General features: G+C 56.3%; 13 protein-coding genes. 9 read left to right on the top strand and 4 right to left on the bottom strand.

Annotated features, from left to right (window positions below; all coding sequences use genetic code 11):
• Positions 1 to 306: 306 nt before the first annotated feature.
• Positions 307 to 516: a hypothetical protein gene (locus tag ACXAGD_RS10450; RefSeq protein ID WP_475210334.1), complete on the bottom strand. Its 210-nt coding sequence runs from the start codon at positions 514 to 516 to the stop codon at positions 307 to 309.
• A gap of 376 nt (positions 517 to 892) precedes the next feature.
• A complete protein-coding gene (locus tag ACXAGD_RS10445; protein WP_475210333.1) occupies positions 893 to 1,150 on the bottom strand; it encodes a hypothetical protein in 258 nt (85 codons plus the stop codon).
• Between the two features lie 857 nt (positions 1,151 to 2,007).
• Here ACXAGD_RS10445 and ACXAGD_RS10440 point away from each other — a divergent pair.
• Positions 2,008 to 3,420: a radical SAM/SPASM domain-containing protein gene (locus ACXAGD_RS10440; protein WP_475210329.1), complete on the top strand. Its 1,413-nt coding sequence runs from the start codon at positions 2,008 to 2,010 to the stop codon at positions 3,418 to 3,420.
• Here ACXAGD_RS10440 and ACXAGD_RS10435 read toward each other — a convergent pair.
• Complete coding sequence (locus ACXAGD_RS10435; protein ID WP_475210328.1) at positions 3,407 to 4,408, bottom strand: radical SAM protein; 1,002 nt, start codon at positions 4,406 to 4,408, stop codon at positions 3,407 to 3,409. The two genes, ACXAGD_RS10440 and ACXAGD_RS10435, sit on opposite strands and share 14 nt — an antisense overlap.
• A gap of 343 nt (positions 4,409 to 4,751) precedes the next feature.
• Between ACXAGD_RS10435 and ACXAGD_RS10430 the strand changes: the two genes are divergently transcribed.
• The 6 genes from ACXAGD_RS10430 to ACXAGD_RS10405 all read left to right on the top strand — a co-directional run bounded on the left by ACXAGD_RS10430 (position 4,752) and on the right by ACXAGD_RS10405 (position 12,456).
• Positions 4,752 to 6,698, top strand: a complete 1,947-nt coding sequence (locus ACXAGD_RS10430; RefSeq protein WP_475210325.1) for a hypothetical protein — start codon at positions 4,752 to 4,754, stop codon at positions 6,696 to 6,698.
• An 81-nt stretch (positions 6,699 to 6,779) separates the two neighbouring features.
• Positions 6,780 to 7,103 carry a hypothetical protein gene (locus tag ACXAGD_RS10425; RefSeq protein WP_475210322.1) on the top strand — a complete coding sequence of 108 codons (324 nt, stop codon included), beginning with the start codon at positions 6,780 to 6,782 and terminating at the stop codon, positions 7,101 to 7,103.
• A 5-nt stretch (positions 7,104 to 7,108) separates the two neighbouring features.
• Positions 7,109 to 8,191: a hypothetical protein gene (locus ACXAGD_RS10420; RefSeq protein WP_475210320.1), complete on the top strand. Its 1,083-nt coding sequence runs from the start codon at positions 7,109 to 7,111 to the stop codon at positions 8,189 to 8,191.
• On the top strand, positions 8,188 to 10,251 hold the full coding sequence (locus tag ACXAGD_RS10415) for a glycosyltransferase (protein WP_475210319.1): 2,064 nt from the start codon (positions 8,188 to 8,190) through the stop codon (positions 10,249 to 10,251). The genes ACXAGD_RS10420 and ACXAGD_RS10415 overlap by 4 nt, the downstream gene beginning before the upstream one ends.
• A complete protein-coding gene (locus tag ACXAGD_RS10410; protein WP_475210317.1) occupies positions 10,248 to 10,700 on the top strand; it encodes a hypothetical protein in 453 nt (150 codons plus the stop codon). Before ACXAGD_RS10415 ends, ACXAGD_RS10410 begins: the two co-directional genes overlap by 4 nt.
• A 100-nt stretch (positions 10,701 to 10,800) precedes the next feature.
• Positions 10,801 to 12,456 carry a N,N-dimethylformamidase beta subunit family domain-containing protein gene (locus tag ACXAGD_RS10405; RefSeq protein ID WP_475210315.1) on the top strand — a complete coding sequence of 552 codons (1,656 nt, stop codon included), beginning with the start codon at positions 10,801 to 10,803 and terminating at the stop codon, positions 12,454 to 12,456.
• A gap of 3 nt (positions 12,457 to 12,459) precedes the next feature.
• Here ACXAGD_RS10405 and ACXAGD_RS10400 read toward each other — a convergent pair whose 3' ends face one another.
• A complete protein-coding gene (locus ACXAGD_RS10400; protein WP_475210313.1) occupies positions 12,460 to 12,924 on the bottom strand; it encodes a putative molybdenum carrier protein in 465 nt (154 codons plus the stop codon).
• Positions 12,925 to 13,125: 201 nt separating this feature from the next.
• Here ACXAGD_RS10400 and ACXAGD_RS10395 point away from each other — a divergent pair, with 201 nt between their 5' ends.
• Positions 13,126 to 14,088 carry a hypothetical protein gene (locus ACXAGD_RS10395; protein ID WP_475210311.1) on the top strand — a complete coding sequence of 321 codons (963 nt, stop codon included), beginning with the start codon at positions 13,126 to 13,128 and terminating at the stop codon, positions 14,086 to 14,088.
• Complete coding sequence (locus ACXAGD_RS10390; RefSeq protein WP_475210310.1) at positions 14,085 to 14,960, top strand: ThiF family adenylyltransferase; 876 nt, start codon at positions 14,085 to 14,087, stop codon at positions 14,958 to 14,960. Before ACXAGD_RS10395 ends, ACXAGD_RS10390 begins: the two co-directional genes overlap by 4 nt.
• Positions 14,961 to 14,971 lie beyond the last annotated feature (11 nt).

Raw genomic sequence — 14,971 nt, 5'->3', positions numbered from 1 at the left:
CACTTGCAGCGCGGGAACGCCCGATTAGAAAAGAGGGCTTTTCTCACCGGGTAAAGAGGATACGGATCAGCGGACAGCCCAGACCAAAAAAAGCCCGCGCTTTTACTGCAAGGGATGGTAAGCGCGGGCGACAGTAGGGGATATCAGGTATACGTGGCATTTCGCTGACCGGATCAGCGAACCCGCGCTGCTGACTAGGGGAACCTGCTGGAGTTGCAGCGCGGGCCGTCCCAACAGAGGGATAAGCGATATGTAGAGCGAACATGGAGACTGGGTCTGTGCCAGATGGCCGCAAGTGACAGCGGTCTACGCTTTGTTACGAAGGTTGGCAGACCGGATGCGGCTAGACTCCAGTTCAGCGGCAAGTTCCGGGTCTTTACTCATTCGACCCGCCAACATGCTACCCAGTACGACACTCCAAAATACGGCGACCGCCACAAAGGGGCCAACCAAGGCGTAAGCCGCTCCGATCAAAGCACAAAAGGACACGAGTAACAGCCATTGAATTGCAGACATTCCAGCTTCTCCTTCCTTGTTTATCTCACTGATAGATAAATGGGTGTTACAACGGTTCGTGGCATGTGACGTCCGGCCAAAGTCTTTTGAGCGTTTGCCAAATGGCGCAGTAAATCAACCTTGACCATCGCGAGTACACTCATGGAGCATTGGGCGTAAAGAAGTGGCGCCGAACCATCCCTACGACCCCAGATGCAAGCCGTAAAGCCTGCGCGAATTTCACTTCTCCCCGTCCCTGTAAGACGACTTGGGCGTGATCTTTAAATGGTTGAACCTGCACGGCGTCGGACTGTGAGACCACGCCATGCAGACCAATTCGGGACTCGGTAGGCCGCCGGGGCAAAGATAATGGTCGCTCGCCAGCAACAGAAGCCAGTTAGTCGGTTTTAGTCGCTTCCGACTTTCTGAACACCAACAGTGTTACAAAGAGACCGGCTATCAGTAGCATATGAGCCGCCGCAGTTACGCCGAACACGAAGTAGCTGCCGACCATGAGCGAGAACACTGCGCTCCACATCCAAGCCAACATTTGCATCAGCAAATGAGCCGTGGGTAAAGATTGGTTTTTTAGTGGGTTCTTGGTTTCATCCATTACCGAAGCCCATGTGGTTTTAACATCGAAACTATTGGTCATGATTTTCCTCCCAAATCTAATCAACTCGTGATCTCAGTTACACTGAGCATAGCTGTAGTCTTCGCCGCCGTTGGAGCAGCGGGGTCAAGCTACAAGGCAAATCGTTCGTGATTTGTGATATTCCTATTACGTGCAATTCAGACGGTTGGACTGAAAAAAAACGGTGCCCGGAGAATGGGTGGGCGCACAGAATTCGGGTTTGGGGGGCAAAGCCCTGATCGGATCAGCAAATTGCGCGACCGCCTAGACCGGAGTGACGGATCGCTGGCAACGCGGCAAATTCCGAATGAGAGATGCTCTCTTGTTACCTGGGCCTGAATGCCGGGGCTTTTCCTGATGGCCGAAAGCCAGCGTCGGGGTCATTTCGTCAACTGTAAACTCAAGGTTGGAACGATTTCGTTGATCAGGATGAACAGCAAAGGGATGAAGATGACAAGACGAGCCAAGAAGTCCGCGTGACACAGGCTAACTCACTTAGCCTATTAAATTCGATCAACGTGAGGCTTAGAAAGATCTGCAGTGTCTGCTGTCAGGGCGAAGCTATCATCCGACAGAAATCGCCAGATGGCTGCAAGGAGCCCGTTTGTACGAATGCTGCACTGTGGACGAACGTCCAAAGTCCAAAAGACTTCGAAGGTTGGTGATAAGTATGGTGCAGTTAAACAGGCGAGAGCTACATAAGATAGACTTTGTTGTGCCAATCAGTGGAAAAGGGCAGCTATGCAGGCCCAGTAAAGACTGGTTCGAGTTTGTCTTTTGGCTTCGCCACTCAAACCCGGCTCAATTCATTGCCGCTTTTTGCGCTAATCCAGCGCATACTTGATTTGATGCCGCTGTATGTCACTATGACAGCCGCAATGCCTACAACGCGCGACAACACCAAAGTGCTTTTCGACACAGACGATGCCGACTGTGCGGCAATCATCGAGTCGCTGTCGGAATATAACGCGACCTATCTTAGGCGGCGCAGACTTCTGGAAGGCCCTGATGCTCACGCAAAGGACCTGGTTAGCGAATGCGCGGGGACCCTAATACAAAACAGCGATCAGGCTCTGTTGGATCGGTTTGTCGAGCAGGTTTCGGAAAACCCTACAGAATTTGAGATTTTGACGCTGCTGGTCGCAGGATGGCTTGCCCTGCAGCAGAGGCAATGGTCGACAACCGAAATGCTGGGGCGCGAGGTCGTCAGCCGCGATCACCATGACCTTATGGCACAACGGTTAATAGACGCAGCCCGTGAAACTTCAGAGGACCTAGAAACCGAAGCTGACCGCTGGCTTCGAACGCGGACATGTGGTGCACCTTTTCGGGAAATGGAAACGCGGGTTAATGGGGAAGTTCACTTTTGTTGTTCGGCGTGGCAGCCGGTTCCGATCGGTCGCCTCGAAACGGCGGACGAGGGCGGGTTCTGGAATTCCGATCGGGCCCGTGAAATCAGACGTTCTGTTCGTGACGGGGACTTCTCGCATTGCAGCCGATGGCATTGTCCACAGATCGCCGGTCGCCGGCTTCCGGCCCGAACTGAGGAAACGCAGGGCCTGAAGCTTGAGTTGGAAGAGGGGCCCGACCGGGTTATCCTATCTCATGACCGGTCCTGCAACATCTCTTGCCCAAGTTGTCGAACCCAGTTGATCAACCTGCCGCACAAAGAGACGGAGCGGTTGAACAAGGTCTTTGAGGACCACCTTTTGCCGTTGGTCAGCAAGGCCACGAAAATCAAGGTAACGGGATCGGGGGATCCGTTTGGCAGCAGACATTTTCGCCATCTTCTAGGGCGTTTGACGCAGTCAGGTCCGCCCGGTCGGCGTATTCAGCTCCATACCAACGGGTTGCTGGCCAATGAAAGAGCCTGGAACGATCTTGGCCTCTGGGACAAGATTTCGTCAGTCTGGGTGTCGATCGATGCGGCGCAGGCTGACACCTACAGTGTGCTGCGCCGCGGCGGTGATTTCAATGTGCTCAGGAATAACCTGCGCTTTCTTGGCGACCTGAACGCGCGCGGAGACATTGATACGTTGCGATTGGATTTTGTCGTGCAGGCTGCGAATTACCGAGAGATGCCTGCCTTTGTGGATCTTGCCAACGAAATGAACGCTGATGGCGTTTACTTTCTGAGGCTGCGCAATTGGGGTCATGTCACGCCGCAAGAATTCAAAGGCCAGGATGTGTGCTCTTCGGACCATCCCGAACACAAAGACCTGCTTGAGGTGTTGGCCGATCCGCGCATGGCGTGGAGTGGGGTGGACCTTGGCAGCCTCAATTCGATCTGACGGGCTGTCCTGACGCGGGATCGCCGGACAAAAGCTCCTTTCGGATCAGGATGTCGGCTAGACAAGAACAGGAGTCATTCGTGCATCGGATCGGCTCGTGGGGCAGGTCCACGTCTTCACCCAAATAACCGATGACACCTCCGACGCCGCAGACACCCCGGTAGACTTCGCCATTTCCCCTGACGCGCAGCGATTCAAGCCCGACGTTGCAGTTGTACCCTCGCCACCGGTTCAACCCTCTGAGAATGAACTCGTTCGGGGGTAGCGTTTCACATTGCCCGGACCGAGATGTCGCGCGCATTAAAGAGCGTGGCTTTTCACCGACCGGAGCGATTTGGGAGGGCAATCCTTTCGAAAGCACCAGCATCTGGTCATCGGTATAGTCGTATAGCTTTGACCCAAACTCTTGCCGCAACGGTTTTAACGAGATCGACGCTGCTGGTAGCGCCGCCCGCAGTTCTTGCGCGTCATCGAATGTCTGATCGAAACGGTCCGGATGCATCGTGACGTTGATATGAACGCTGATGCGGTCTTCCATCATTTTCGCCACGCCAATGAAATGGTTCAGTTCGGCAAATTCGGCGTGGTAGGTCAGGATGACGCTGTTCAGGCACCCGTTTATCTTCTCCCAGAACCGGGGTGTTCGTGATGCATTGCTGATCAAGCTGACCTTAAAGTCAATTTCTGACGCGTGACGCAGCAGATCAATGATGCGGGGGTGCATCGTGGGTTCGCCGCCAGTAAACTGAAGCCAGACAACTTTGTCCCGTTCCTCCACATAGTGCCGTTTCATCTGCTGATACAGGTGCAGGATGTCCTTGGTACTTTGCCATCTGACAGAGCCGTCGTGTAAAAACTTTGGGCAATAGCTGCACGCATAGCTGCAGGCGTTTCCCAACATCCAGTCCACCACAACCACTTTGGCATGAACGGGGTTGGAGTGATCGATTAGAGTGAATGCGTCCGGTTTGTTCTGAAGTGCTTCCATTTATACCCAGATGTTTTGCAAACAAATTACCCAAACTACCGCCAAATGACTCTGCAACAGCGTTCATGCGGTGCGTATTAGCCTCTATAGCCTAGCTCGAAATCGGCGATGCGACAAAAAATTACGCTGAAACTGCGGTTCTGCGGGGCATAGGGCGGCGATCCGGTGCTTGGTCAGGCGTGTTCACATTCTGTGTGACAGCACCGGCTGACTTGTCAGCGAGGGGTCAATTTTTTATACTCATGACCATATTTTTTTGCATTTTTGACGCGCCGGCCTGTGTTCCTTTTGACCGGGTTTGAACAGCCAAGAGCTTATTTCAGCGGCCAGTCGGGGGTAATTTATGACGAAGGCGAACGGCCCAAGGACTCGACCAGAAGTTGCCAAGAAACGCGTCTTTCAGACGCCGGGTATCTATGACTTTGTTGAATCCCCTGAATGGCAAAAGGTCCTTGAAAAGGCGCGAATAGAGCAAGAAAGCAACCGCGCAGCGCGCGAACAGAAAGAAAAGCAAACCAAGGCCACGGAAACACCCGGCCGTGGTGGAACGCAATCAACCACAGGTGACCCAGCTCCAGTTGGACAAAAAGCGTGGTCCGATCAGCTTGAAGAAGCCAGAAAGAAAAGAAATGCAGCTGGAGCCGGGCATGCGGGTGAGTCGGGAAAAACCAGACCTAATACGTCTAATGGCGCTCAAAATGCCGAACCGGGCGAAAAAACTCGGGGTACTTTCAGGTCCCGGAGGAGCAAAAACAATACGGGCGGTGACGATGAAACGGATGCAGGTCTGAGTTTAAAGCTCTCGAATGAAGAGATCGATTATCGCCTGTCCAGGAAGATTCTTCAGAAACTGGAGGATCAGCAACGCGCGCGCCGCAAAGTCCGGTTGGGATTGATCGCCATAGGTTGCGCCATGGGGGTGGTGGCCTCATCTTCGGTTTTTTGGGTTCTTTCCGGACCAGGTTCGCAAGAAACGGCGGGTTCAGTAACTGCAGAGGTCGAGGTCACCACTCCGTTGCAGGGCGGAGAGGATATTCCGTTACAACCTGATCTGTCGTCGCCTCTACCGGGTGAAATCGTCATTTCAACGGAAGTGGTCGATGGCTCTGCGTGGCCAATAGCGCCCGATAGCGGTTTGGCTGAGGCGGAAGGTCTGGACAGTCTTGCCGCTTTGACGCCCCCTGTCTTGGAGACGACAGAGACGACAGAGACGACAGAGACGACAGAGACGACAGAGACGACAGAGACGACAGAGACGACAGAGACGACAGAGACGACAGAGACGACAGAGACGACAGAGCCATCCGAGGCGATAACTCTGAGCGTCGCCCCAAACATTCTGGCCTATGTCCCGGCGCTCGAACAGCCGTTTTTGCCGGTAGCCGGCCCCGGTTATCTGCCCGCGCGAGAGGCAAATCCGAGTTTCCTGCCATATGAAGTCGCACCAGAGGTTTCGGACCAGACAACCGCCCTGGCCGCCGTCGCTGCGGCAGGAGTTGATCCCGTAGAAATTGCTGCAGACGCGTTTACCGCTCCGGTACGGACGCCACAACTTGCGGCTCAACCTGTCTTGTTCCGGCAACCTGTGCTTTTGCCGCCCGCAGCGGAGCCCGCGACACTGCCGACACAGGCCCGGGCTATTCAGCCGGACTTACCGCTCTCCATCGATCCGATCGAAATCGTTCTGACGACCGTGGTTTTGGTGCCGTCTGCGCCAATTGAAGACACGGGGATCGCTGCCGAGGCGCTGCAGCCTCCTATTTTTACGCCGCGGGTTGAGCTGTCAGATCCAGTGGAACTTGTGGCGCTGCCCGGTGCCGATGTCGAACTGTCCGGTGCCGATGTCGAGCTGCCCAGTGCCGATGTCGAGTTGCCAGAAGTGGGATCCGCTGCAGGGGGCGCGGCATTTAGACTGTATGCGCCCAACAGGCTGCCGCAGGATGCCGTGGATTCGCTTGTCGCCAACTTGACGTCAACGGGTCACGAGCTGAATACGACGGCACGCGTAGGGTATAAGGTATCGCAGTCCAACGTTCGGTTCTACCACAGGCAAGATGCCGCCAAAGCGGCGGCCCTTGCTGAGGATGCGGGTGCCTTGCTGCGTGATTTCACGGGGTCGAAAACCAAAAGTCCAAGAGGGGTGGTTGAGTTATATCTGGCCGGAGATGGCTACGGCAGTGCGCCGGTCAAGCGAACAGCTAAGAGAAGCACCCGCAGCGCAACGGCAAACAACCCGGTCAATCAACTCAGAAGTCAGGTTCTGAAAAAACTTCGGGCAACGACAAACTAATGACGCTATTCTGGGTGTTAAATGAGAAAGACTGAATCAAATGGTGGGTGTGTTTAACAAGTATTGATAAGGTTTATTTAAATGACTGATAGCAGACTCGTCGGCATTGTAACTGCGCTACTATTTTTGGCGTCGACAGAGAGCGGGCGCGCCGAGATCACGCTTGAGCATCTGATCGTGATTGATCAGTTGTTATCAACCAATGACATCGGGGCGCTTCAGGCATATCTGGAAAGAAACCCGGAGTTATTGACGGGCGACGATGAACTGTCGCGTGAGCTTCGCGGCTTTTATGATGCCGCATCCGCGGGCAGTTTGGATTTCGGCTACCCTGCCGCCGCACCCGATAATCCGTTTGATGCCCCGACAGGGACGACCGCACGCGCAAGTTCGCTGCAGCACTAGGCGCCATGCCCGTGTACGACGTCCTCAACTACCCCTCTCGCCCGAAGATCGCTTACATCATTGAACCACGGTTTTCTGGTGGCACCTCAGCAGCGGTCGCAGCCGAACTTCGGGTGACCGGGGAATTCGGTGAGCTTGAGGTTCACGCCGTAACCTCAAGGACGTTCGGCGAGGACCAGTATATTGCGCCGGTATTACGGCGTGTGCTGGACGAACTGGACATTCCGCTGATTTGGGATGCACCGCGCGTCAGTGCGGATTTTGTGATCCTGCACAATCCGGCGTTTCTAAAGTTTCAGGACGCGTTGAACACAAAGATCTTCGCGCGTGAACTGCTGGTGGTCACCCACGAGAACTTCCTGCGTCCGGGCGGGCAAGAAGGGTTCGACGTGTTATCCTGTCTGAACCAGATTGAGGCGTCGGCGCTTACGCTGAGGAATAGGCTTGCGCCAATTTCGCCGTACAATCGTAAAACTGTAAACGATTGGTTGGCCGGGTCCCGCGTAGCCCGGCAATGGGGAGTTCTGGACACAGATTGGTTCAACATCTGCGAAACCGAGATTGTGGCCCCGTGTGACATACCCCAAGACCGTCGCGGAAGGCATTCACGCCCGGGTTTTGAGAAGTTTCCGGGTCTTGTAGACCTCGACAAGTGTTTCCCCGAACATGCTCAAAGCAATGTCATCCTGGGTGCAGACGCCTTGCTGGATGCCAGTGTGCTACGACCACATTGGACTTTGCTTCCTTTCAACGCCATTCGTGTGGATGAGTTCTTTGGAATGATTGACTTTTTCGTGTATTTCACGGCCCTGACCTGGCAAGAGAGCTTTGGCCGGGTCATCGCCGAGGCTCTGGCCGCGGGCAAGGTGGTTCTGACCAATCCCGATATCGGGGTCACGTTCGGCGACGGGGTGCTTAGCTGTCGCCCAACGGACGTAAACGGGATCATTTCCGACCTAATCGCGCAGCCGGATCGGTATCATGAACAGGTTTCCAGGTCACATTCGGCGCTGGCGCGCTATTCCGCTGACACCTTCAGGGCGCAACTGTCCAATGTCCTGTCCGCTGACAGCAGGGTAACAATATGATTTTCATTGAGGCCGGTTCGCGTTCCTTACGATCCTTCGATGCGCAATTGATCTTTGCCGAGCAACTTGCCGCACGCGGATTTACCGCCTGCGTAGATGCTGAGTACCTGCCCGAAGATGCAGGCCGCGGCAGAGTATACGAGGCCGCCAGATTTCTGGTTGACCCGCTTGAGCATGAGGCAGAAACCGTCTTTGTGCTGGGCGCTGAGGATATCGACGATCCGCTTCTTGCATCCCTTAGGCAAAAGCAGTTTGGCCCGGACGTGCCGGTGATCGCGACTGGGCGATTCCAGTCCCAGCAAAGCTATATCGGTGCAAAGGCCCGTCTGGCTTATGCGCTTGGGCGCGAAGCCACGGTAATCGACCTGACGGAATTTCAGCCACGCTCGGTACTGCCCTCGGCGATCAGTCCTCTGGTTGCCGAGATCCGGCCAACTCCCCGGTCCACGCGTGCGATGCCGAATGTCACGGTTGTTCTGGGGTCTATGGAACTGGACAATCCTGAAACACTTTCCTGCTTTTCCCGGATGAGCAATCAGGGCCGCTATAATCTGCGGCTGGTCGTGAGCGGGGCGCAGAATGAGGCGATCAAGGCCTCGCCGTTTCATGATTTGCCAACCAATCTATACACCGATCTTTCGTCGCTTACCTTGGCGAACTCGACGGACATACTTGCAATGTTCGGCCACGGTATCGCCGGGGTACGTATGGCGGCGTTTGCCGTCGAATTGATCGCGACTGGGGGTGTTGCGATTGATTGCACGGATGACGAGGCCCTTGTGTCCTCGGGCGCGCCAGCGTTGCTGGGCCCTAAAACGCCGTTTTCGCTGGATGGGTATTTGACGGGGAAAATACTTGGCAATACCACGCAAATCGCTGAACAGGCCAGAAAGTCCCAGTGGCTTCATTCGGTGGACATTTCCCGACTGGAAAGCGCCGCGGGTCTTGCACAAAAAGAACGCGAAACTGATCGGAGCACGCAGCGAACACTGTTCTTCCCGACAAACGGCGTTGGATTGGGGCACGCTCAGCGATGTGCGGTAATCGCAAATTCGCTGCCGGATGAGGTGTCACCGGTTTTTGCGGCCTTTCCCAGCTGCGTACCGCTTGTGCGGCGCGAAGGTATCGATTGCATTCCGCTGGTTTCGCGGATCGACATGACGGAAAAACCCGACGGTAATGATATCCTGACATATCGTCGGTTGAGCGCCGCGCTACAAGAACACGACAGTCTGGTCTTCGACGGCGGCCATGTCTTCGATTCCGTCTACCGCGTCATCCTCGAGCGGAAATTGTCAGCGATTTGGGTGCGGCGGGGTCTTTGGCCGGACGGACGGTCGCGGCAGACGATGCTCCGCCGAGAGGGGGTTTTCGATCGGGTCATCGTGCCCTCGGAAGCCTTTGAAGAGTTGAACGACGCCTACAGCTATGGCGATCACGTGCACTATGTCGGCCCGATCTTTCGTCAGGTGGATCAGTCCGCTGATGAACGCGACGGGCTCAGGGCGCGGCTAGCCGAGAGGTTCGGACGGGACTTCAAACAGTTGGTCGTGAGCATGTTGGGCGGAGGCGTTGCGTCTGACCGCTCGGCACAGCTGCAGGCGATATCCGGGATGCTGGAGGATCGGTCGGACTGTCTGCATCTTGTCGTGACATGGCCCGGCAGCAAAGTTCAGCCAGCCACGTTCGGGTGGACAAATACACGTGTGGTTCAGACCTTTGAGGCCACATCCCTGTGTCTGGCCGCGGATCTGGTCATTTCAGCGGCGGGATACAATTCCGTCCTTGAAATCCTTTACCACAAGATCCCTTCAATCCTGATCCCGCAATCGGCCCCATATCTGGACAATCAGGAACGGCGAGCCCGCGCTTTGGCTGATCGCGATCTGTGCGCGATCATCACCGAAAAAGACCTCATGAAACTGGAACGGTCGGTATCAGCCTGTCTGGATCACGATGAGCTGGAGCTTTATCGTGCGGCCTTGAGCGGCATCGAACTGCCGGAGGCGGGGGCGTCGAGCGCGGCTGAAATCATAGCAGGGGTCAGGCACCAAAAATGACAGACAACTCTTGGTTCGAAATTCTTGGCAGAACGTCACCAAAGCAGCCGGTTCAACTGGATGCGCTGATCACGGACAATCACAAGCCCAAGGCTTATGGAAAAGTTGTGTTCCCCGAGATGGACCTGACACCGTCCATGGCCCTGTGGGAGCACGACAAGGCTGGCCCTACTTATATTGGCATCCGGGTTCTTAAACCGCTTGAGTCTGCCTATAACGTCGCAAGACTACTTGCCGCGGCCGCGCTGGAGCGAGAGGTCTTTCCGGTCATTCTAAGCCGCGTTGAATACAGTGGGTTCGAGCAGTTTGGCTTTCGGGTGGAACGCATCCCGGACGAACCGGCGGCGGCGCTTGCCGCCGAAGCAGAGATCAAAAAGTTCTGGGATCTTGCGATCATCATCGACGGCGACGAAATCGGCTTTTGGTCCGGCCAGAACAACGAGGCTTAGTGCGGGTTCGGGGCGATCACTATCTTTGCCTGCCTGTTTCTAAGTCAAATCTCCAAAACTCTAACGCCGAAAACAATCATCCTCTTCTAGTGGTTTAGCCATGACACATTCCGAAACCTCTGAACCCGCGACAACACCAAGAACGCGCGCCAAGGCACGGCACATTCTGGATAATTACTATATAGGACCTGCGCGGAATGCCTCGGTTCTGGAGGTTTGGGGATATACGGATCGAATGACCTATGCCCCGGGTGATCGGCTGGCTTTGCGGGTATCGACCACGGCAGAACGCTGGAACCTTGAGATCGGTCGTGACGGTGCGCGTTATGAGCCGCTTCATACGGAAACGGGTATCACAGGGGTACATCAGACCACGCCAGAGGATTGTTCGGTTCGGGGCTGTGGGTGGGATACCACTTACGAGTTCACAATCCCCGAGGATTGGCGTGAAGGCGCCTACCTCGTGACCTTGAGTGCAGAGCGCGGCGGGGATCGGGTTGAGGAACATCATCTGTTCCTGCTGCGCCGCGCGGTCAGCAAGCCGCCTGCGCCCTATGTCCTGATTTGTGCCACGGGAACCTGGCTGGCTTACAACTGCTGGGGTGGGTCCAACCACTACGAAGGAATAACCGGCTCGGACCGCAATGCGTTTTCCCCAGTGGTTTCAACGCAGCGTCCGTGGACGCGGGGGTTCTGCAAACTTCCTGCAGGCGCCCCCCGTGCGGTGCCCGATACACCGCACCAACCGGGGACGATGGTGCGCTATCCTTATATGGAGTGGGCTTATGCCTATGGGTACTCCAAGAAATACGCCTCAGCCGGGTGGGCGAGCTATGAACGCCATTTTGCGGCCTGGGCCGAGGACCAGGGGTTCGAGTTCGATTTTGCCACACAGCATGATCTGGAGGCTGATCCTGAACTGTTGAAGCGCTACAAATGCGCCGTCTTCGTTGGGCACGACGAATACTGGTCAGCAAACATGCGCGACGCAGTGGATCGCTTCACAGACGGTGGAGGTCGCGTCGCGCGGTTCGGTGGCAATTTCCTTTGGAAAACCCGGATCGAGGACGAGGGGCGCACCCAAGTTTGCTACAAATACAAGGCGGATCAGGACCCGCTTGTCGGTTCGGATCAGGAGCATCTGGTAACGACTGCGTGGGAAGCTGCCCCAGCAAACCGTCCCGGCGCGCAGACCTTTGGTGTCAGCGGGCTCAAGGGGGTTTATGCTGGTCTGGGGCGCTGTGTGGGGCAGGGCAGCGGGGGCTTCACTGTGTATCGCCCCGGTCATTGGGCGCTGGCGGGGACTCAGTTAGGCTATGGCGACCTGTTGGGGGCTACGTCTCGAATTTTCGGATACGAAGTCGACGGGGTGGATTATCGGATGGAGGACGGCCTTCCTTTTGCCACAGGCGCGGATGGGGCTGATCCCGCGGTTGAAATAGTGGCGATGGGGCTGGCGACCAATATTGAGCCGACTTACGAGGTTTGGGGTGAGACGGCCTACATCGCGGATGCGGATGCGAAATTCAAAGCTCAAGCTCTGTTCGGAGAGGTAACACCGGAGACGTTAGATCGCAGCAGCAGGGGAAACGGTGCAATCGTGCATTGGTACCGAGGCGAGGGCGAAGTTTTTACCGCAGGCACCTGTGAATGGGTGATGGGGCTGACTCGGCGGGATTGGCAGGTCGAACAAGTCACCCGGAACGTGCTTGTCAGGTTCGGCAGTCGGGGCACAGCTGGCGCAAGCACTGGGTAAAGGTCACGCTCTCAAAAGGTCCAGAATTCGGTCCAGTATAGCGCGGACCTGTACTCCGATCGTAGGTGCCTCGGACGCTCGGGGGCCGGCGACGTTCAGCACCGACGCCGGGATGGATTGCAACCAATCGCGTACTTGCCGCACGCAGACCGCCAGTCCATCTCTGACATCGACAACAAGATGTGACTTCCCAGCCTCTTCAGCGAATACAATGGTTTGCTGCGTGCCGGGGCTTGCGGACCCATCGACAAAGATCAGCGTGGCATCGCTGGAGACGACGTTGCAGCGGGTTCTTTCCACCACCTTCTCAGAGCCCGTCTCGGTCAGGCCGGTGAAATGCTCTGGAATGCGACCCGCTTCATTCGTTCGGCCCTTGGGCACCCAGCCGCCATAGGCCAACCCGTTATGCCGGGCGAATTCCAATGCCGCCATATCCACGCCGGTTTGCCCGCCAGAGACGATTTTCATAGCCAATACCCTTGTCCTGAGATGAGCTTAGCCAGCCAACGCTATTCGGGAAACTGGTGGAATTCAGGACTTGTGCCAACGCTGCATATTCCGGTTCATGAACAGCACCGGGATCAGACGCGAAATAGCACGCCCCAAACCTTAGTTTTGTCATAAAGAAATAGGTATCTGGCACAGAGCAGAAATTAACGGGAAAAGTATTTGTTAAGCGCCCTTATCAGCGCCGCGTCGCAGCGGTACATGGATGTCCGTCTGAATGCCTCGGGTGGGTATCGTGTTCGCATTGTTGAACGCCCTGGCCTTTGGATGTCGCCGTCGGAGTTGGACAAACTTGTCGCGGACTTGCGTCAGGTGGCGTCCAAAACCCTGCCTGCCGGAGAGTTGAGCTATGGCGTCTTTGCCGGTGACCGCGACAGGCTGGGGCACTCGGTGATCACGCTGGTCTCGCGCCGGGATGATCAGACGCCGGTGGCCTTTAACGCTCTGGCGTTGATGGAGGTTGATCTGGGACATCGGTCCGAGGAGGTGCTGCACCTTGGGCTGGTCATGGTGGATCCCGACCTGCGCAGTCAGGGGCTTAGCTGGGTGCTGTATGGGCTGACCTGCGTGTTGATGCTGTTCCGCAATGGGATGCGGCCGCTTTGGATTTCGAATGTGACACAAGTGCCTGCGGTCGTCGGGCTGGTCGGCAGCGGTTTCGCGCGGGTTTTCCCAGCACCCGAGGGCGGAGCGCAAAACCGGCGCAGCCTTTTGCACCTGCTGTTGGCCCGGGAAATCATGCACAGCCATCGCCATGTCTTTGGTGTCGGTCCCGAGGCTGATTTTGACGAAGATCGCTTTGTGATCACCAATGCCTATACTGGTGGATCGGATCACCTGAAGAAGACCTTTGCCGATGCGCCCAAGCACCGGGAACAGGTCGTGAATGACTATTGTCAGGATCAGTTGGACTACGACCGGGGCGACGATGTTTTGCAGTTGGGGCAGATGGATACGCCAACCGCACTGTCCTATGTCGGGCGCGAGGTTCCGCGCGGGTCCTTCGCCGCCGTCGCGCTGGCCGTGTTTGCCGCTGTGTTGCAGCGGCTGGCGATGCCGTTGTGGCAATGGGCGGACACGCAACGAGACTTCGGCATTCTGCGCGCCAGGGAACAGGGTAAATGAGTACGTTTTCGTATCAGGAATTCACAACGCGTAATCTAGGCTTTGTTTCTGAGGCCGAACAGGATGCGCTGCGCAAAGCTTGCGTTTTTGTCTGTGGCACAGGCGGGATGGGGGGTAGTGCGATTATGGCCCTGATCCGGGCTGGGGTAGGGCGGCTGATCCTTGCTGATCTGGACAGTTTTGAAGTGTCGAACCTGAACCGGCAATTGTTCGCGACATTGGGAACCGTCGACCAAGACAAGGCGATGGCGACCCGCGACCAGTGCCTGCAAATCAACCCCGAGGCCGAAATCGAAGTTCTGGGCGCGGACTGGCCGGAACACGTGGACCGGCTGGTCCAAAGCGCGGATGTGGTCATCAACGGCACTGACGATCTGAGTGCCAGCCTGTTGTTGTATCGTACGGCACGCGCCAATGGGCGGACTGTGATTGACGCCTATGCCTCGCCCCTGCCATCGATTTACGTCACTGGACCGAAGGATCCCATGCCAGAGGAACGTTTGGATTTCCCCACGCAGGGCAGCCTTTGGAACGCATTGACGCCTGAAATGCGCGATGCAGCCGCGGCTGCTGAGGCTGAATATGTGCTGACCCATTCCTCGTCCCGGCACCATGTGGATCTGGCTCTGGCTGGTGAAGTTATTGCCGGCACCCGCAGTCGGATGTCTTTCGCGCCCATGGTGATCATGGCCGGAACGCTGATGGGGGGTGAGGCGCTGCAGGCCGTTCTGGGCCGCCCACATGGCGCGGATTTCCGCGGCTGGTTCCTGAATACCCATACCGGCAAGATTGAACGTCCTTTACCGGGCTTTCTGGCTGCCTTGATGCGGCCGTTGGTCCGTCGACAAATGAACAGGCTGTTGGCGTCATGATACATACGGCG

This window comes from Ruegeria sp. ABF4_144 (assembly GCF_056160045.1).
The sequence above is the reverse complement of the archived record's forward strand: the minus strand, read 5'-3'. Positions and strand labels throughout refer to the sequence as shown.